This window comes from Paraburkholderia steynii, assembly GCF_900100565.1.
Taxonomy (GTDB): domain Bacteria; phylum Pseudomonadota; class Gammaproteobacteria; order Burkholderiales; family Burkholderiaceae; genus Paraburkholderia; species Paraburkholderia terrae.
This window is the reverse complement of record NZ_FNDI01000019.1, coordinates 67,475-87,865: the sequence shown is the minus strand read 5'-3', so window position 1 is coordinate 87,865 and position 20,391 is coordinate 67,475. Positions and strand designations below refer to the sequence as shown.

General features: G+C 55.3%; 13 protein-coding genes and 2 pseudogenes. 1 reads left to right on the top strand and 14 read right to left on the bottom strand.

The genetic code is table 11. The annotated features are described in order from the left end of the window. Nucleotides 1-27 precede the first annotated feature (27 nt). From BLT65_RS29495 to BLT65_RS29450, 10 genes are all read right to left on the bottom strand, one after another. Nucleotides 28-858 (bottom strand): carbohydrate ABC transporter permease, encoded by an 831-nt coding sequence (locus BLT65_RS29495; RefSeq protein WP_091784350.1) that lies wholly within the window; start codon nt 856-858, stop codon nt 28-30. Next, nucleotides 855-1,802: a carbohydrate ABC transporter permease gene (locus BLT65_RS29490; RefSeq protein WP_091784346.1), complete on the bottom strand. Its 948-nt coding sequence runs from the start codon at nt 1,800-1,802 to the stop codon at nt 855-857. Before BLT65_RS29490 ends, BLT65_RS29495 begins: the two co-directional genes overlap by 4 nt. A 64-nt stretch (nt 1,803-1,866) precedes the next feature. Next, nucleotides 1,867-3,135, bottom strand: a complete 1,269-nt coding sequence (locus tag BLT65_RS29485) for an extracellular solute-binding protein (protein WP_091784342.1) — start codon at nt 3,133-3,135, stop codon at nt 1,867-1,869. A 267-nt stretch (nt 3,136-3,402) separates the two neighbouring features. Beyond that, nucleotides 3,403-4,404, bottom strand: coding sequence for a Gfo/Idh/MocA family protein (locus tag BLT65_RS29480; protein WP_091784339.1), 1,002 nt, complete (start codon nt 4,402-4,404; stop codon nt 3,403-3,405). A 140-nt stretch (nt 4,405-4,544) separates the two neighbouring features. Beyond that, nucleotides 4,545-5,987, bottom strand: coding sequence for an aldehyde dehydrogenase family protein (locus BLT65_RS29475; RefSeq protein WP_091784336.1), 1,443 nt, complete (start codon nt 5,985-5,987; stop codon nt 4,545-4,547). Nucleotides 5,988-6,027: 40 nt separating this feature from the next. Further along, nucleotides 6,028-7,206, bottom strand: a complete 1,179-nt coding sequence (locus tag BLT65_RS29470; RefSeq protein ID WP_091784333.1) for a fumarylacetoacetate hydrolase family protein — start codon at nt 7,204-7,206, stop codon at nt 6,028-6,030. A gap of 70 nt (nt 7,207-7,276) precedes the next feature. Continuing rightward, on the bottom strand, nt 7,277-9,061 hold the full coding sequence (locus tag BLT65_RS29465; RefSeq protein WP_091784330.1) for an IlvD/Edd family dehydratase: 1,785 nt from the start codon (nt 9,059-9,061) through the stop codon (nt 7,277-7,279). A gap of 215 nt (nt 9,062-9,276) precedes the next feature. Continuing rightward, nucleotides 9,277-9,666: a type II toxin-antitoxin system VapC family toxin gene (locus tag BLT65_RS29460; protein ID WP_091784327.1), complete on the bottom strand. Its 390-nt coding sequence runs from the start codon at nt 9,664-9,666 to the stop codon at nt 9,277-9,279. A gap of 15 nt (nt 9,667-9,681) precedes the next feature. Next, complete coding sequence (locus BLT65_RS29455) at nt 9,682-9,900, bottom strand: type II toxin-antitoxin system Phd/YefM family antitoxin (RefSeq protein WP_091784325.1); 219 nt, start codon at nt 9,898-9,900, stop codon at nt 9,682-9,684. Between the two features lie 360 nt (nt 9,901-10,260). After that, a complete protein-coding gene (locus BLT65_RS29450; protein WP_091784322.1) occupies nt 10,261-11,394 on the bottom strand; it encodes a porin in 1,134 nt (377 codons plus the stop codon). Nucleotides 11,395-12,474: 1,080 nt separating this feature from the next. On the opposite strand from BLT65_RS29450, the gene BLT65_RS48800 reads away from it, so the two are divergent. Continuing rightward, entirely contained in the window at nt 12,475-12,633 is a 159-nt protein-coding gene (locus BLT65_RS48800) for a LysR family transcriptional regulator (protein WP_167306565.1), read from the top strand. A 772-nt stretch (nt 12,634-13,405) separates the two neighbouring features. Here the strand turns inward: BLT65_RS48800 and BLT65_RS29440 are convergent. The 4 genes and pseudogenes from BLT65_RS29440 to BLT65_RS48885 form a co-directional block, all read right to left on the bottom strand. Next, complete coding sequence (locus BLT65_RS29440; RefSeq protein WP_167306564.1) at nt 13,406-16,441, bottom strand: sensor domain-containing protein; 3,036 nt, start codon at nt 16,439-16,441, stop codon at nt 13,406-13,408. A gap of 722 nt (nt 16,442-17,163) precedes the next feature. Further along, nucleotides 17,164-17,808 (bottom strand): response regulator, encoded by a 645-nt coding sequence (locus BLT65_RS29435; RefSeq protein ID WP_091784314.1) that lies wholly within the window; start codon nt 17,806-17,808, stop codon nt 17,164-17,166. A gap of 172 nt (nt 17,809-17,980) precedes the next feature. Then, nucleotides 17,981-19,135 (bottom strand): annotated as a pseudogene (locus BLT65_RS29430) (methyl-accepting chemotaxis protein); the annotation flags it as partial. 33 nt (nt 19,136-19,168) lie between these two features. Further along, nucleotides 19,169-19,693 (bottom strand): annotated as a pseudogene (locus BLT65_RS48885) (Tar ligand binding domain-containing protein); the annotation flags it as partial. Nucleotides 19,694-20,391 lie beyond the last annotated feature (698 nt).

Here is a 20,391-nt window from a genome sequence, read left to right as displayed (position 1 = left end):
CTCCAGCTATCTTGGTTTGTGCTCCGGTCATCCCTTGACCGCGCCGCCGGTCAGCCCAGCGACGATGTATTTCTGCGCGGCAAAAAAGAACACAATGGCCGGCAGGATAGTCAATGTAACGAACGCAAGCGTTCGGTTCCATTCGACGAGGTATTGCCCGCGAAACTGCATCATGCCGAGTGGCCAGGTATAGAGACTTCGGGAATCAACGACTACCAGTGGCAGTAGAAAGTTGTTCCAGCTTTGTACGAAGGCGAAAACACCAACGGTCGCGAGGATTGGCGTGGAAAGCGGTAACGTGAACTGCCAGAAAAACCGCAGATAACCACAACCTTCTACATATGCTGCTTCGAAGAGCTCCGGTGGCAGCTGTTCGAAGAAGGTCTTGAACAACATGATGGCAAGAGAGAGGCCAAAAGCTGTTTGCGGCAGGATTAATCCCCAGTAGCTATCAAGCAACCCAAGGTCGCGAACCTTGATGAAAAGCGGCAGGATCGCCGTAGCAAACGGAAATACGAGGCCAGCGAGCAGATAGGTTTCCAACATGCGCACGCCAAAGAAACGCAATTGTGCGAACACATATGCGGCCGCAGCCGCAACGACCAGCGTCAGCGTAACGGTGGCTGTCGAGACGAATAACGAGTTCCCCATGTACCGCCAGAAGCTATGACTCTGCAGAATTGAGCCGTAGTATTCAAGATGCCAGACAAATGGGAGTCCAAGTGGATTGTTCTGTAACTCACCATTAGTCTTAAACCCGCCGAGGAGAGCAATGGCTAATGGACCGAGCACGAACACGGTGACTAACAGCAGGAATGTCACCCGGACAATATTGAAGATAAGACTGCGACTTTTCATTGTGCAGACCTCCGCACGAGATAGCGCTGATAAAGAAGCGAGATAGAAAATGCGACAACGAAAAGAATGACACCTACTGCACTGCCGAAACCAATTCGCATCCGCGTTAAACCGAATGTGTAGAGGTAAGTGACGATCGTGTGTGTCGCGTTTGAAGGTCCGCCATTTGTCAAAGGGATAACAACGTCGAACAATTGCAATGAGCCGACAATTGCAAAGAACACGCTGACGCCGATTGCTGGCTTGATCATAGGCACTAACACATTGGTAACAATTTGCCACCGTCTTGCCCCCTCAATCCTCGCTGCTTCGACGAGTTCCACGGGCACGCCTTGCAATGCAGCAACGTAAATCATCATGTGAAAACCAAAATACTTCCACATCACGACCAATGTGATTCCGAAGAACGCCCAGGTTCGATCCGTCAACAGGAAATAGGGCTGAGTATGCAGCGCATGCGTAATCACTGCCGCCAGTCCACTGTCGCCGTCGAAAATAAAGCCCCAGATCAAGCCAGATGCGATCTCAGCGATAATGAAAGGAAGAAAGAAAAATAGCCGAAATACCGCATTTGTCGGCGTTTTTTTGTAAATTAGTAGCGCTAGACCAAGTGCAAATGGAAGCTGAATAAATAGCGAAGCAAACAGTATGATGAGCGCATTGAAAACAGCGCGGAAAAACACGTCATGCTGGAATATTTGCTTAAAATTCCCCAAACCGATGAAGTCGGTTGGCGAGCCATAACCGTTCCACTTGAAAACGCTATAGTAAGCTGCGTCGATGAAGGGCCACGCAACGAAGAGAGTGAATAGCGTCAACGCAGGCGGCAGCATAATAATTAGCGCGGCCGTTTGCCCACGAAAAATGCGCGCAAACCCGGCCCTCGATGAGGTCTTCGTGGCATTGGAAGCCGACACTTGACCTATCCGGTGTAAAGTCGTCATCTGACCTATCCTGTGTGTTGAGCGGGTTGGCGCCAAATGCCCCTAGGCCTTGGCGCCGATTCGGTCAGCGCATCGACCACGCGTTCTGGATACTCTCAGCCGCCTTTTGAGGCGAAGTCACGCCCTGTGCCAAGTCAGCGGCAGCATCATTGAATACTTCACCCGCATTGGCGCCCAACGCTTCATTGAGAAAGTTTTGGTGGTAAGTTGATGCGCTAACATCCTTGGCCATTGATTTGAAAAACGGCTTGGTCAACGCTGTGTCGGCACCTTTCACAATAGGGATGAAGCTCCCACCTGCCGCGCCCTCCTGTTGATACTTCAAACTGCTCAGGACCTTGAGAAACTCCACTGCTTGAGGTTTTGCATCTTTCACGACAGCCCAACCGGTAACGCCGCCAAACGTATCGGTATATTGCCCCGCCCCTCCCGTGACGACCGGAAAGCGGATAGTGTCAAGATTCTCGTCTGCGATCCCCTTGCCACTGATGGAATTTGCCTTCTGGGTACCATAATCCCAGTCACCCATCAGGTGGAAAACGGCCTTGCCATCGCCAAACTGCCCGCTTGCCTGCTCAAATGTCAGACTCATGAAGCCCGGTTCAAACGGATTAAGGTCGATGAGCTGCTTGAACTCCTCACCTGCTTTTACAAAGGCTGGAGCGGCAAAGCCCTTACCTTCGCCCTTGAACGCAGATTGCATCCCAGCCTTGCCCGCTTCGCGCAGCATCAGGTAGCTGTAGTAGAAATGAAGCGGCCATTTGTCCTTGCCGCCGACCATGATCGGTGTAACCCCAGCAGCCTTCGCCTTCTTCACTGCCGCCAGGAAGTCCTGCCACGTTTTGATTCCCTTGTAATCGATCCCTGCCTTTGCGGCGAGGGTCTTGTTTACCCAGAAAACTACCTCGCTCGTACCCAGTGGAACCCCGTAAACTTTGCCGTCTACGGTAAACGCGCCAACACTAGCCGGAGAAAAACTGGCAGCCCACGGACCGTTCAGCTTGGGAGTAATGTCCTGCAGTACGCCAGACTGAACCTGCTCAGACAACACTCCACCTGCCCAACTAAAGATGATGTCTGGTTTGTTGTTTGATTGAAGGAGCGTAGTCAGTTTCTGCTTGTAGGCCTCATTCGCAAGATAGCTAATCTGTACCTTGTCTCCCGGATGTGCCTTCTCGAATTCACCAATTGCCTCGTTGTAGATTGCTTTTTCGTTATTGGGTACCTCTGCCCTAAGTATGTGGACGATAGTGTCAGCCATGACGGGCATCCCTGATATCGATGCGACCAGAGCGAGAGCGGCAATGCCACAATTTTTCAAACCGAACTTCATGTTTTTCTCCTCCTTTTTTAACGACCATGCCTGGAGCGGAATCGCGGCAGGGTCTTCGAAATAAAATGATTAGCGTTGAAAATCCGACTGAATACGAAAATAATGCTTATTTAATTACCTAAAAATCACATATTATTCGCAGTGCTTATCGTATTGAAATTTGTCATCTTGATATATTGACTGACTCACCGTGTCATCTATCTAAATGACCGTGTATCAGCATTTACACGCAGGTATCTGGATCCATCACGTGAGTACAGACCTATCTCAGATAGTCTCCCAGCTGCCTGATTGGGCTGAGCGAGAAATAGCATCGATCACACGCATATTTGACAGTGTGTCCTCCAATGAAACAGCGGCTGGACGCTTATTCAATATCGCTTCTGAAAATACTTCAGCTGCCACGCCATATTGATCGCATACCGGAAGTTCCAGCCAGCGCTCTGTATCACCGGCCGCACTGTTTTCGCTAACTAACAGACGCGTTGGTCGATCGTTAGGCGCATTGAATGGGATTTCGACTTCGATCCGCCCCTTAGTGCCGTGGAATTGCATCCGCTGGTAATTGTGGATCTGTGTCGAGTAAAGGAAGCTTGCTTGTACACCGTCGAAATCCATCAGGACAGAACCAAGCCTGTCCACCTTGAACACAGGGTCCCGCTCTATGAGCGCAACAACCCGCCGAGGCTCACGCCCGATGGTAAAGCGCGAGGTCGTGATGGGATAGCAGCCGATGTCTAACAGACCGCCGCCACCAAATTCTTTCTGATTTCGGATATTGCCCGGGTCGGTGTTGTAATAGGTAAAGGTGCCGCTCACCGCCCGCAACTCGCCAATCACGCCGTCTTCAATCAAGGCTCGCACCTTTAACCATTGAGGATGGGTACGAACCATGAATCCTTCCTGTATGCATCGACCGGTCCTGTCACGTGCAGCGATCAGTCGCTCAGCCTGTCCTACATCCAGTCCGATCGGTTTCTCACACAGTACGTGCTTGCCAGCCTCGACGGATTTGATGGTCCATTCCATGTGAAGGTGATTGGGTAACGGGATGTACACGGCATCGATTTCCGGGTCGGCCAAAAGCGCCTCGTAACTGTCGTAGGCGACAGGTACGCCATACCTGGTCGCTGCTTCCCTGGCCTTTTCCGGAGTTCGTGACGCAATGCCTTTTATCCGGCAATTTGTTGCTCGGTGCATAGCCGGGACAACCTTGTCGTTGATCCCTGCGGTGCCCAACACGCCCCAGACAACCAAATCTTTTACCATGGCATACCTTTTGGAATTTTGCACGATGGAAATGAAATCAGGACGAAAGCATCAGACAGTGGCCAGTTTGGTTACTCCCGCCTACACAGCTGATTTACCGTTTACGTTGGACCGCGAATCGCCGCGACTGCGCTCTTCAATCACAGAGAGCCCGGATTGATGTAGGCGGTTTTGACAGCCGTATAAAACTCACGCGCATAGCTACCCTGCTCGCGTGGGCCGTAGCTTGAACCTTTCCTCCCGCCGAACGGCACGTGATAGTCCACTCCGGCTGTTGCGGTGTTAACCATAACCATCCCTGCCTGCACGTGACGGCGGAAGTGGGTCGCATATTTGAGCGAAGTCGTGCAGATACCTGCAGAAAGACCGAATTCAGTATCGTTCGCCACCGCCAGCGCCTCCTCGTAATTCTTGACCTTGATGACCGAGGCGACTGGTCCAAAAACCTCTTCACGATTGATGCGCATAGCCGGCCTCGTGCCGGTCACGAGAGCCGGTGCGAGGAAATAACCGGTCGTGCTGTATTCAAGCCGTTCGCCACCAAACACAGTGCCACCTTCTTCACGTGCAATTGCGATGTAGCGCTCGTCCTGCTGAAGCTGCTTTTCGTCAACTACTGGCCCAATGTGCGTGCCTTCGGCTAGCGCATCGCCTACCTTCAATGCCTGCATGCGAGTCTTCATTGCCTCGACGAAACGGTCATGAATGCCTTCAGTAACAATGAGACGGCTTGAGGCTGTACAACGCTGTCCAGTCGAGAAGAATGCTCCGTTGATGCAAGCATCGACAGCGACGTCGAGGTCAGCGTCATCGAGTACGACCATTGGGTTCTTGCCACCCATCTCCAGCTGAAACTTCTTGCCCGAGGCAAAGCACTTTGCGCCGATAGCACGCCCCGTCGCGACTGAGCCCGTAAAGCTCACCGCATCCACATCCGGTGAAGTTACAATGACTTCACCAACGACCGAGCCTCGGCCCATCACAAGGTTGATAACACCTGCGGGCGCACCGGCGTCGGCAATCATTTTGACCAGTTCCCATGTGCTCGCAGGTACCAGGTCAGCGGGCTTGATGACGATGGTGTTGCCATAGGCAAGCGCTGGTGCGATCTTCCACGCAGGAATGGCGATGGGAAAGTTCCAGGGTGTCACAAGTCCGATCACACCGATGGGCTCGCGTGTAATTTCGACCGTCATGCCCGGGCGCACTGACGGAACCAATTCGCCGCCCATGCGTAGCGCTTCGCCCGCAAAGAACTTGAAGATCTGAGCAGCGCGCCCGACCTCGCCGATCGCTTCAGGAAGCGTCTTGCCCTCTTCACGGGCAAGAAGCCGGCCGAGTTCCGCCTTGCGAGCAAGAATGGCACTCCCCACCAGGTCCAACAGGTCAAAGCGCTGTTGGGGCGTCGACAGCGACCACTGTGCAAACGCCTTTCGCGCCGCACCGATGGCACGCTCTGTCTGAACGGCATCAGCCTGTGCAAACTCGCCAATGATGTCTTCGACGTTCGAAGGATTCACGTTTGACGAGACACTCGCACCGGGCACCCACTGGCCGTCAATATAGTTGTCAAATTGAGTCATGGCAATTCCAATGAAGTAGTGATCGTGGGCGAGACATCGCCTATAACAGGCCTCGCACCGCCAGGTTCTGGTAAAGGGCGCGCACACCAAATCGCCAGGGTGCGATTTCCGTGCTCAGTTGTACCGTATTAGTTAGCGCGCCCAGTCGTGGCGTCGAAATGGTTACCCGGTCGCCCAGGTGATGCGTGAAACCGCCGCCCGGTGCATCGCGATCCTTGATGGGGGAGAACATAGTGCCGAGAAACAGCATGAACCCATCCGGATACTGGTGATGACGACCCCACGTCTGTGCAACAAGATCGAGCGGATCACGGCTGATTTCGCGCATATGGCTGACACCGTCGAGGAGGAAGCCGTCATCTGGTCCTTCCACTCGCAGCGAGACGCTCGCGGCACGCACAGAATCTATATCGAATGACTTGTCAAACAGACGGACGAACGGACCGATTGCACAGGAACCATTGTTATCCTTACATTTCCCTAGCAGAAGCGCCGAACGCCCTTCGATATCGCGCAGATTCACGTCATTGCCGAGGGTCGCGCCAATCACTTCTCCACGACTGTTTACTGCGAGCACAATTTCCGGTTCGGGATTGTTCCAGCTTGATGATGGCAGTAGCCCCACATCTGCGCCGAAACCCACAGCTGACATTGGCTGTGACTTCGAAAAGACCTCGGCATCCGGGCCAATCCCGACTTCCATGTACTGTGACCACGCGCCGCGTCGCCCGAGTTCGGCTTTGAGTTTCGTTGCTGCTTCTGAGCCCGGCCTGATTTTCGACAGGTCGCTGCCAATCGTGGCGACAATGGTCTCGCGTACTTCCTTTGCTTTCGCCGGATCGCCGCCTGCCTGCTCTTCAATAACACGCTCAATAAGGCTCACCGCAAACGTCACACCGCATGCCTTGATGGCCTGAAGATCGCAAGGTGCGAGCATCTGTACTGCTGGGGCCTCTGATCCCGGCTGGTTTGAAGCCAACAGTGCGTCGACCGGCCCCAGCGATTCCCCTGCCACAGTTCCTGCAAACTGCACGATGTCCTCGCGCTCGAAGAGGTCAGCGGTCGTTGGTGTACTGGCTGTAATGTCAAAGACTTCGCCAGCACGCACAACGACGACGCAAGGCCCCTCGCGTTCTCCGGTCTTACGCCACACGCGCCCCACGAGGAGCGCCTGTTCGACGTCGTGAGGCAGAAAGGCAGGTTGAGATGATGTGGCCATAGAAAGTACTTCCGTAATCGTTGATCAGATCGAGCCGGTGCTCTTGTACAGAACGGGCTAGGCTCAGCGTTCAATGTGAGTGTCGGGGATTGCCGCGCTCAGCAATCACCTTCAGGTAAAGCGTCGCGGGTTCAAGGCAGCCGCCCGTCGAAAGCTGACCGACTGTCTGGCGATACAGTTCTTGCCACGGCGTTTGCGCAGGCGGAATCTCGAACGTCGTGCTCGCACGGCGACGCTCGAGTTCGTCTTCGTCGACGAGCAACTGCACGCTGCGCGCATTGAGATCGACGCGAATGCGGTCGTTCGTGCGCAACAGCGCAAGGCCGCCGCCGACTGCCGCTTCCGGCGACATGTTGAGAATAGATGGACTCGCCGACGTGCCGCTCTGCCGTCCGTCGCCCATGCAAGGCAGCGACGTGATGCCCTGGCGCACCAGCTCCGCAGGCGGCGCCATGTTGACCACTTCCGCACTGCCCGGATAACCGACCGTACCCGCGCCGCGAATGACGAGCATGCAGTGCTCGTCGATTTCCAGCGACGGGTCGTTGATGCGCGCGTGATAATCCTCGGGACCGTCGAACACGATCGCGCGGGTTTCGAACGTATTCTCCTGGCCAGGCTCGCTCAGATAGGTTTGCCGGAACGCCTCGCCGACCACCGACATCTTCATGATCGCGCTATCGAAGAAGTTGCCCGACAGCACGATGAAACCCGCGCCATGTTTGAGCGGCTCGGCTGTCGTGCGAATCACGTCGCGATCGCCTGTCACCGAACTCGCGGCGATATCGCCGATCGTCCGGCCCGATACTGTCATACACGATTCGTGTACGAGGCCTGCTTCGCACAGTTCGTGCATGACGGCAGGCACGCCGCCCGCGCGATGAAAACTCTCGCCGAGATATTCGCCAGCAGGCATGCAATTGACGAGCAACGGCACCTGTTCGCCGACACGCTGCCAGTCCGCGAGACTCAATTCGATACCCATATGCCGCGCAATCGCGATCAGATGCGGCGGGCAATTGCTCGACGCGCCCAGCGCGGACGCCATTACGATCGCATTTTCGAACGCCTCTTTCGTCATGATGCGCGAAGGCTTCATATCTTCGTGGACCATCTCGACGATCCGCTTGCCCGTCGCATACGCCATCTGCCCGCGCTCGCGGTACGCAGCGGGAATGCTCGCGCAGCCGGGCAGCGACATGCCGAGCGCTTCCGCGAGGCTGTTCATCGACAGCGCCGTGCCCATTGTGTTGCAGTGTCCGATGGAAGGCGACGAGGCCGTCGTCAGTTCCATGAAGCCTTCATAGTCGATCTCGCCCGCCGCGAGCAGATTGCGCGCGTGCCAGATCACGGTGCCGGAGCCGACGCGCTTGCCTTGATGCCAGCCGTCGAGCATCGGGCCACCCGACAGCACGATAGCGGGCATGTCGACGGTCGCGGCCGCCATCAGACACGCGGGCGTGGTCTTGTCGCAGCCGGTGGTCAGCACCACACCGTCGAGCGGAAAGCCGTGCAGGATTTCAACGAGACCGAGATACGCGAGATTGCGATCGAGCGCGGCCGTTGGCCGGCGGCTCTGTTCGGCAAGGGGATGCACGGGAAATTCCATCGGGATGCCGCCCGCATCGCGGATGCCCGCCTTCGTGCGCGCGGCCAGTTCGATGTGATGCCGATTGCAGGGCGCGAGATCGCTGCCCGTCTGCGCGATGCCGATGATCGGCCGGCCCGACTGCAACTCTTCGCGCGTGAGGCCGTAGTTCATGAAGCGCTCGACATAGAGCGCGGTCATGTCCGCGTGCGAAGGATCGTCGAACCATTCCTGGCTACGAAGGCGACGGACGGTCGGTTGAAACATGTGCGGTACTCCGTTGGTATCTATTTAAACAGCACGCTGCCTGCAATCATTCGACTCCCCGACAGTAACCCGGGCAGTCGGATAGCCGCTGCGCTTGGCAGTGTTGCGTAGGTTGCGGCCCTTCTATGTGCCGCTCCCCTGACTCCTGCCTGCCGCCAGGTACACAGCGCGACAGTCGCTCGCTCAACTCCAATAGCGATGAAACCTCGACCCTCTCACCACACTGTTTCGACATGCGTGAGTTCGCGCACCCGACGGTCCGGCGTGACAAGTGGAACACCTAGCGTGCGCGCCGTGGCTGCAATGAGCCGCTGAGCGACCGGCAGCACCGGCGACATTGACGCAGCGCGCATTGCAATTGCCGTATCCACAGGAACCATTCGCACGCCCTCAATCGAAGTGAGGGTAGCGAGCCAGCGACGTGTATCCATCGAGAGCGCCAGCTGTCCAATTTCGACGAACTGCGCGACCTCGAGCACGCTAATGGCCGAGATCAGCACCTCACCGCCGTCGAGCGCATCCGCGATTGCCTCGCGAGCTGCGTTGCTCAGCTCTGCGCAATCGCCCAGCCAGTAGATAACAGCATAGGTGTCAAGAGTGACCATCGATGAGCGCCCTCCCTAATCAGCGACTTGCTCACCGATGCCGTTGAAATCGTAGTGAACTATTGAGCCACGCAACGACTCCAGTGGGCTTTTGCGTCGCGGCCGATAAGGTCGTATCTCGATCGTGGGGTGCCCTCGATCGGTCACCACCAGGCTTTCGCCCAGCATCTCAACCTGCCTGAACAGTTCGCAGGCTTTCGCCTTGAACAAGGCTTTCGATATCTTTTTTTCCATCGAGCCGTCTCCTCCCTCCGGATTTGCCCAACTGTCTTCCGCCCACCAGTGCCTTCCAGGTTTCAGCGTTAGCTTAACGTTAGCGATAACGTATTAACGGCACATTAGCACGCGGCGAGAGCTCATTCAAGATGGCGGAAGCGGGGGTATTCCCCAGTATGGGCACCCTTTGGTGAGAAAGCGTCCCTAAAAAAAGACGTCGGTGCGGCCCGTTTGAGGAGCCAAAACACCGACGGGCACACGCCAGAAAGCGCCCCGGCATGTCAGGGTGGAGGAATGTTCACACCGGAGCGCACCGTCAAAATCGACGGGAAATTGTGCGGGCAAGAGTCAACGCTTCGTTACTCGCCCGCGTGGCAATCAGAACTGCGTCATAATGCCGGTGAACACACCTGCCTGACTGTGACCATAGTTCGGATTGCTGTTCGATGCAGTATTGGTAGCGGCGTCAAAGTTGTTGTTGCCGTATGGGCCATTGCTCAGGCTGATGTTCGACGTAGAGCTGTTGTGCACATATCCGGCCTCGGCGTAGAGGAACGTCCGCTTTGACAGGTTATACGTTCCCCCAACCGTGTACAGCGTTGCATTGCCGTTGCCGTGGTTCGCATTTGCATGAAACACCCCCGTCGTCAGCGCGGCCGTTGCGTTGACCTGCCATACCGCGCCAATCCACTCGTGATCAACGGAAGTAGGTGCCGATACCCCTGCGGGCTGAGACGCATTCGTTACGCCAACGCTCGCATTTGTCGCATTGGGCGCGCTCAGATGTTGGTAGCCGCCATAGAGCCGCACAGGACCAAGGACGTAAGTTCCGCCCGCGAGCAGTGAGCGAGAATGCGCATAAACGTCATTGAAGGTACCATCGGCACCTCGCACTTCGTCATAAATGACTCGAACATGGCCGCTACCAAACGTGTATGAGGCTTCGATGCCATCCGTTCGTCCCTGCCCGGTGGCCGTCGTCGCCCTATTCCAACTCGTGTTGTTCGTTACATCGTACTGGCCTTTGAACATGAGGCCGCCCCAGTTCGGGGTCTGATATTCAAAACCATTTGAAGCACTTGCCCAGTTGCGGGCGCGCACGAGAGTAGAAATCGCATAGCGCTGCATGAATTGCGGATCGACATTCCAGCTATCCTGGGACAATTCGCCAGCGCCGATATTACCGATCTTGAATGTGCCGAAACGGTCATTATCGATACCGATAGTCGCATGCCTGCCAAAAAGGTTACCTGAAAGAGCACCCGTCATAGTATTGATTTGCCCTTCCAGCTTAAAGATCATCCTGTTTCCGGCACCGAGTTCCTCCGTTCCCTCAAGACCGAACCACGAGCAACCCCAATCACCACTCTGCGTGCTGAAGCGATTTCCGGTCGGCAAACCCGTCTCATACTGAACACCATTATCAATCCGACCATACAGGTTCACACTGCTCTGCGCATTGGCCGCTGATGCCGCGGCCAACACCGCACAACCAATAATCGACTTTTTCATTCGTCATCCTATTTATATTACATAATCTCCAAACCACATCCGAACCCATCTCCTGATCCTTCGGCGCGGCATCACGAAATGCGATTTGCATTCCGGATAGCGATTATATGGACGCTCGCTTGCTACCTAAACAAGACTCTGACCAGGGAAAATGCTTCCGTACGATTGCGTTGCATCGTCCAAACGTTTCCGCTAGCACACCAGTTATGACCATGCCTTCGCGGTCACTTATCGCGCATGCCCCCATCTCGCTGTTCAATTTTTCGAAGCGATGCTCCTCTGCTCCCACTGAATTGACAGAAGACGGCGAGACGAATACTTTTCCGAAATTCTTTTCTTCAGGACCACTGTGGTGCGAAAGCGACGAACCGCCCGACGAGGTTAAAGACTGAAGATCCTGCCGACGGGCATGTCGCCCTACGTGGAAAGCGCGATATCAACAATCACGGACCCAGCGACTATGGACGAACTACTCTCTTGCTCTTGGTTTCTCTGGTGGTCGTTTAAACGATGGACGCCGAAGTGTGACGTACGGTTGCTGAACAACGTCAGCATATCGAATCGAGCGAAAGTCCAGACTAACTAACATGTTCGGCTCGGCTGCAGAGATGACTTCATTGATCCGCATCGTTGCGATATGAGTCGAGACCGAACCGTTAGAATGGGTGTCGGCACCGATACCATCCTGGCGCGCGTAGTAAGCGCCAGTAACTGTGTGTCGCTTCTCGACACTGATTGCTCCACGATTGGATCAGTGCTTTCCATCTTTAGCCTCTATCGGAAATAGATAGTGGTCGATACTATGGCTGCACCTCTTCACGAGATCGATCCAAAAACTGAAGGATCCCATTGGCGTGAATCACCTGCATTCAGAACATCGAAAGACTTAGTGCAGAATTCACTGTGACGACGTCGCGCTCGAGAAGATCCGACGCTCTTGACGGAGGCGGTTTGCACTTGCATTGTTCGAGATTCGTCTCGGGCACCGATGATAGGCCTTTTGTATCCTCGCGCCTCACCTCCGACAAGACCTAACGTGGACATGTCGTTTAGCATCAGGTATTTTGAATTGCCGTCGAATTGGAGTGCTTTACCGCTGTAGCCCAAAAGCTCCAAATTTCCCGGGCAGCTATGAGCAAACACACTTCGCATCTCAAGCGGCATGTGGGCGGACACCTGCTGCGCAGGACCAGCCGTCGTCTGAGCCTGACCGAAAACGGCGCCGTATTTTATGACTAAGCCTGCAGGATACCTGACGATCTCTCGGACGTTGAGCAGATCGTGTATATGTCCAATGCGAGCCCGAGCGGAACCTGAGAGTCAGCTTACCAATGTGGATGGCAAATCGAAGATTTGCTGCTGCGATGTTCGAATATCGCAACTAGCACCCACTTATAACAATTGAAATTTACGTATCCAGCCGTCTTATCGATTTTGAGAAGGCAAGAATTAACGTCCCAGTGCCCGCCAATCACGAACGTATTCTCGACGAGAGTTTGGTGGATCATCCAATCACAGCGGTTGGGCTCATTCTTGTCGCAGCGCCAGAATATGCAAACATTACAGTCATCCGATGCACTATCGGCATCGTTCTAAACACATTGTACTTTCACATTCGTGTCGTCCGGTCAGACACGGATAGAACTGCGCAGGCCAGATGTTTCCAATATTATTGATGCCGAGCCAGCACTACAGAGCAACAACGAGTCACTGCTACACTCGGCGGCGCTCAAGGGCTCCGCACTAGCGATTTTCCCATGCCCGTTAGTTGAAGACGATTTTGCGCGAGCAAATATTGCAAGATTTCCGATCTCCACCCCTCCACATCTATTGTTCATCGAAATCAGAAAAGTCTTCCAAAAAAGATAGGATCATTTATCGATTTCGCCAGTGCAGAATTCCGCTCGCTATGACCGTTGCTGCGATCAGACCGATGAGTCATCTTCTTCCAAGGCAAGACACTTTCGGAAGTACCCAGCCAAATCGCAATTCACGGGGCTTCACATTAGATTCAGACCGACGTCTCGCGCACCACGAGAGAGCGTGGTAACGTCAGGATACTTGCCTTCGACATCGGCTTGCTGTACAGAAATCCCTGTACGATGCGGCAGCCGTTTGCCTCTAGAAAAGCCGCCTGCTCCAGCGTTTCCACACCTTCTGCGACAACTTGCAGACCTAGGCAATCCGCGATGGAAAGGATCGCCTTCACGAGTTCCCCATGACGTCGATCTATCGTCATCTGATGAACGAACGATTTGTCGATCTTCAGCGTATCGATCGGGAAGCGAGTCAGATAGCTGAGCGACGAGTAACCGGTGCCGAAGTCGTCGATTGCAATCGTTAGTCCCATCTCTCTGAATGAGCTGAGCGTACTTAGAATGGCTTCATCCTCAGCAAGGAGCAGACTTTCTGTGATTTCGAGCTCCAGCCATTCGGGGCGGCAACCGGTCTCCACAAGAATGTCGTTCACATGTGACGCGAGACCATAAGACTGGAACTGTCTAGCGGACAGATTTATCGCCACTCGGTGGACTATCGCTTCACCTTCGTTCAACTCAGTGGCTGTCTTGCACGCCTCGCGTAACACCCAACAGCCTAGTTCGGAGATAAGCCCCGTTTCTTCGGCAAGGGGGATGAACTCGTTCGGAGGGACAAGCCCGACGCCTGGCCGGTTCCACCTGAGCAAGGCTTCCGAACCAACGACGATATTGCCACGAATCGACACCTTAGGCTGATAGTGCAGTTCGAGTTCGGCCCCCGCAATCGCTCGTCGCAGTTCCGACTCCAAAGCCAAGCGCGCAGTTGCCTCGACTGTCAGTTCCTTAGAGTAAAAGCGAAAGCTGCGACGGCCTGAACGCTTCGCGTGGTACATCGCCGAATCGGCGTATTTCATCAGGTCATCCGGCTCGACGCTGTCGGTTGGACACAACGCAATGCCAATACTGCATGAGACAAACACGTCCTTCCCGTTCAACTGGAAGGGCTTATCGAAGCTGTCTATGATCGCCTTCGCGATGTGCTCCAGCACACGACACTCGCTCACTGCAGGTAGCAAAATAGCAAATTCATCTCCTCCGAAGCGTGCCACGGAATCACTTGTGCGAACGCAGGCCATCAGGCGCACGGCAGCCTCGCGTAGTAGTTCGTCGCCCGCTGCGTGCCCCAAGGTATCGTTGACACCCTTGAACTGATCCATGTCGATCATCATGACGCCGGTCAACCGATGAAAGGCGCCAGCCTCAGTGACCGTCTGCCGCAGACGTTCGTTAAACAACGTCCTGTTCGGCAAGGACGTAAGCTGGTCATAGTAGGCCATACGGTGGATCTTCTCGCGCGACATCTGGAGTTCGCTGATATCACGTCCCACAGCCAGAACACGAACTACCGTTCCGCGCTCCCCCAGCTCCGGGGCGAGCTTAATCAGATAGCAAAGCTCAACTCCATCGTCCCGTCTCCACTTCGATTCGAACTCGAGCGCCTTCCCGGTCGTAAATACCTCGTTAAGCTTTTTCTCGTGAAGTGCCGAATACGGACCACCTGGATATTCAGAAGGCGTCTTGCCAATGAGTGACGCTTCTCCACCTTGAACGAGTGCCGCAAATGTAGGATTGACATACACGCGCCGGAAACCGCTGTCATAGCGCGCGACCGTGTCTGGCGAGTGCTCAACCAAGGTCCGAAATTCCTGCTCCCGATCAGCAAGCTTCTGCTCTGTCTGCCTTCGCGCTGTGACGTCTCGCGATAGCACAAGGAACGTGTCGACGGAAGACTGTTCTCCCGGCTTCTTCGCGAGCGAGTACTCAAACCACCGTCGAGAGCCGCCCGGCAGGTCGACGAGAATGATGTGGCCATAGCTGACTCCCTGCGTATCGGCTTCCCTGATGGCATGCATGACCAAGTTAGCCTGTCCCTGTGGCAATACCTCATTGACTGTCTTGCCGGTTAGCCTTTTCGAGCGCATTGCCACCCTATCTGGGTTTTTCGTCCAGACATTCAGGCATCGGCCGTCACGATCCACTTCCAACAGAATGTCGGGTATGGCTGCAATAATCCCTTCGGCGAAATCGAGTGCTCGCTTAAGTTCCTGTTCGGCACGTCGGCGCGCGGTGATATCGTCACCGATGCCCAGCACGGATACCACCTCACCACTTTCGTCGTGCTCAGCGACGAGATGAATTTCGTGGACACCGGGGTGCCCTTCTTCCGTGATGACCTGCAACTCTAAATGGTTTTCATTTCCAGTTTTGGCCGTTTCCAACACTTTGCGTTCGTACTCGTCAAGCCCACCCTTGGGAGATAACTGTCTGGGCGTCTTGCCAACGACATCACGCGTGTCAAGACGGAGGAAGGTCGCCAGAATAGGGTTAAGGTAGACGATTTGGGCGCGCGGGGTAAAACGCATGAGGTAATTCGGCAAGTTCTCAGCCACCGTGCGAAAGTGACGCTCACTGGCCACCAATTTCTGCTCGATCGCGGCTTGTTCCGTTACTTCGCGACCAATTCCGAGAACGCTGACAATTTGACCTTCCTCGTCTCTCTCAGGTGTGAGAGAGACTTCGTATATCCGCGCGCGCGATAGCTCGTCGTAGACCATCTGTCGAAAAAGCCGCGACGTTTTCCCGCTCTCCACCACCGCAGCGATGCCGGAGCTTATGGAGTCGTATATTTCCGGAATCCGTGTACCGACAATTTCTGAAGCTTTTTTGCCAAAAGTCTCTTCATGCCAAGGATTGGTGTAGAGATAGTTGCCGGAGCAATCCCAACGAGCGATGATCGCGGGCAGGTTCCCAGCGAGAGACCGGAATTGATGCTCGCTCGCCGCGAGCGCCTTGAAAATCTCTCTTTTGCGCTCGACGTCCGCAGAGACAGCTGCATCCATCTCGACGGTCAGGTCTCGCAGGCGTACGGATAGTGCCTGAAGCAGTTTGGGTGCGTTGTTTTTATAGTTACCGCTGCCACTGGATAACCGGAACTCCATTGCAATATCGTCTATTTCGCTCGCAACGGTGATGAACTGCTCGGTCCAGTGATGAATATCAAATGTCAACGAACTCTCCCACGTCATAACGATCAACCTAGCTAAGGACAGGCAACTGAACTGACGATGCGACGAAACCAGCGAGCGAATATCGCGCCGCCCTCACTTCCCTTGCCGGGTACTCGAACATCTCGGACTGTGAATGAAGGATGCGCGCTACTTCGGAATTGCCGTGCTCATCGACGGTGCCCAGCCACCAACTTCATCCCTCGCTCTCGCTTACGGGAGTTCGTCCCGCGAGGGGTGATGGGAGTCGCCAGGCAATACCCGCAACGACAGGTAGGCATTCACCAGCCGTCGTCGCCCCGATACTCGGTCCGCCAGCATTCTTGCGGTCCCGTAATAAATGTCCCCGAATTTCAGCATCAAAAACGACGCTAGCCTTCGACACTTTGTGGGTCCCGTTAACTGGGCCTGCAGGTCAACTGACGACGTATTCGGCAGGAGAGATTCGTCGAGAGGACTGTGCGCGCCGGCTCTCGTTGCATTCGCCCCTCACCGTTCGGTCTGCTCTCGTGCATATGTCAGCGACGTGAACTTGAGGCATTAATCGCGAAACGTGCCGTTGACGGACGCTATCCGACACCTGCTTTATCGCCTGTTTCACCTGCCTCATCGTTGCGCCGACCTCGCCCGCCTGTTACACCCCGTCGTGAATCATCGCGACCGACGAGCCAATCAGCTCCTTGGGCTCCTTGTCTGCGGAAAGTCAATGCTTGAGCAGCGTCGCCCTAACCCACTACCTCCGATGGCGTCAATCCATACCGGATCGCGTATCGGATCACCTCCGCGTTATTCGCGAGTGCAAGTTTCCGCATCAGCCGCATCTTGTGGGTACTGATCGTTTTTGCACTGAGCGAGAAGGTGTCTGCGATCTCGTTGATGCTCCTGCCCGCGGCCAACATCTGCAGCACCCGAAACTCGCGATCGGACAGCACTTCGTGCGGCGGCATATCGCCGCGATGCGTATCAAACACCATCGCATCGACAAGTTTCGGATCGATGAAGCTTCCGCCGGCAGCGAGTTTGCGAATCGCGAGGAAAAACACATCCGGGTCGCTGTCTTTCGTCAAATAGCCTGCTGCGCCAGCGCGCAACGCGCGAGAGGCGACCTGCGCTTCGTCGTGGATACTCAGCACCAGGACGGGGAGCGAAGGATGCTCAGCACGCACGCGCCGGATCAGATCGACACCGCTGATGCGCGGCATCGTCATGTCCAACAGAAGCAGGTCGACCGTGCAGGTGCGAAGTTTGTCGAGGACTTCCCCCCCGTGCCCGGCTTCCGCGGCGACAACGATGTCGCTCGTCGTCGCTATGATCTGTTTAAGGCCGCCACGGACAAGCGCATGATCGTCTGCGATTAGGATCCTGATCATGATAGAAAGCTACCGTCATCACGCTTCGGGAAGATGCGGCGACATACGGCGTCCGCGAGCGTCCGTCGCATCGTTATATGGTCAGGCATAAATACGTGAGACTGTTTCGTCGTTTCCTGACACAGTGCTTGCCCATGAAGCGGGAGCCTCGGCTTCCCGGTTGACATTCGCATCAGAAAGTCTCCCATTCATTGTCACGAGAGCTTGCCGATGTCCCCGTAGCAACGCCAGCAGAAGCAATAGCCCGTTGCACCGGCATCTTCGTTTGCGGTCTCACTCCTGATGTTTTCAGCGCAGGCGTGCTGAGCCCACTCAGAGGAGCCCCCCCTCGCACGGGGTCATGTCCAGCATCGGCAACCTTGAATACGGAGACGGCGTCCTTGAGCTTGATCGCCTGCTCCTCAAGCGAATGGGCCGCCGCTGCAGCCTGCTCCACCAGAGCGGCATTCTGTTGCGTCACCTCGTCCATCTGCGAGACTGCCTGGTGGACCTGTTCGATACCCCGGCTCTGTTCTTCCGACGCCACGGCGATTTCACCGACGATATCCGACACCTGCTTTATCGCCTGCTTCACCTGCCCCATCGTTGCACCGACCTCACTCGCCTGTTGCACTCCGTCCTGAATCATCGCGACCGACGAGCCGATCAGTTCCTTGATTTCCTTCGCGGCCGCTGCCGAGCGCTGCGCGAGGCTGCGCACCTCGCTTGCCACCACGGCAAAGCCGCGCCCCTGTTCCCCCGCTCGGGCTGCTTCCACCGCTGCGTTGAGTGCAAGAATGTTGGTCTGGAATGCGATGCCCTCGATTACCCCCGTAATTTCCGAGATCTTCGTCGAGCTGCCACTGATCTGACCAATTGTGTGGACCATCCCCTGCACAGCATCGTTGCCGGTATCAGCTAGACCGGTCGCTCGCGAGGCGAGCACGTTAGCTTGCCGCGCATTGTCCGCATTGTGCTTCACCGTCTCAGTTAGCTGCGTCATACTCGCAGCTGTTTGCTCAAGTGAAGTAGCCTGCTCCTCTGTACGGGCCGACAAGTCCTCATTGCCGGACGCAATTTCCAATGCAGCGGTATGCACCGCGCCAGCGGCAGTTCGAACACCGCTCATTGCACCAGCGACGCGTCCAATCAATTCGTTGAACGCCGATGCGGTCCGTCCAATCTCGTCGTTGCGCGAAGATTCAGCACGCTTCGTCAGGTCAAGCGATCGACTCGCGTCATGCAGCGTTTCCTGTATGCCAGTCAGGCTGCGACCGAGCAACCGCATCTGCCACGATGCAACTAGTCCACACACGATGCCGCCAATCAGCAACGCGCCGATCACCCAGGCGCGAATGGTCGCATACCGACTCATCGCTCGCGTGTGCGCGGCCTCCGCTTCCGAATTGAGCAATGTCGTGAATTGCATCATGTCCTGAACTGCCGCAAGGCCATAAGGCCGTGATTCTTTCTTCACCACGTCTAATGAACCAGATATGTCGCCACTTTTGGCGACTTGCTCGGCCTTGCGCAGAGCAGACATCCACTTGTCGAAGTCGATCCCGAAGGTCGATGCAGCGCTCTCCAGAGCAACCGGTTTTTTGCTGCTATTGAACAACTCAATGTCCTTCTTCACCATCGGAACAAGCCGATCCAGCGCCTCAAACTGCGCTTGACTCGCGTTCAAATCGTTTAACCGCTGGATTTCAGCTATTTGCAGCGCCATAAGGAGCCCATTCCGATAGGCATTGGAACCATGTTGAGCAGGAAGCATAAGCTCCTGGTAGGTAACGTCGGCGCGCTCGTTGGCTTCTGCCAAACCATGTAGGGCGATTGATGCAATAGCCATACACAACACGCCAAGGGCCGCCAAGATCAGCGAAAGTCGCGATCTGATGTTTGTCATTCCTGCGCTCCAAGATGGATAGTTAAGAGACGCCGACCGGCAAAGGTCTAGGACGTCGTGTGAATTCCTGGGCATGCCACTTCGGGGACGTGCCGTCCGCATCAACCATGCCGCCGATCCACGCTTTCCCGCCGTTGCTCGCGTCTTAGTATGCCGCCGCCGTGTAGAAGAAGAACGCACTTCGGTGACAGATAGCGCGGCGCGGCCAGATGGGCATGGCTGTCCCTCCCAATGGTCGCCATCGCCTGCAACCGCAACTCCCTCTTCATCATTTTCTCCAATCGATTACGCTAGTAAACGGCTCGAGAAGAAAGCAACTAAAGGGGAAATTCACGTAAGGATTGCCTGAAATTCTCGTAGGAAGGGGCCTTACCCAGCTCTAACAGGTTCGCGAAATGAATGATAAGTGGGACATCAAATTCAATCCCCGATATTCGATAACGCGAATGACGTACTCAGCCAATCGGTTTGGCGCGGCAAGTCGCCAAAACGGACGTGACGGTCAGTGAATCGATCGGGATCCGAGAGCCCAGGATCGCAAATGATCTAAATAACTTTGTTGGGCGTCGCCTACCAAATTGAACGACAGACGCAGCAAAATCATCGCGATTCTGCAGGTTCGTTGGCGGTGCATTCCCACAACAGGCGACGGCGCATGACCGGTGATCGTTGCGGCGAGTGCTCCGGTTTGGCGACGA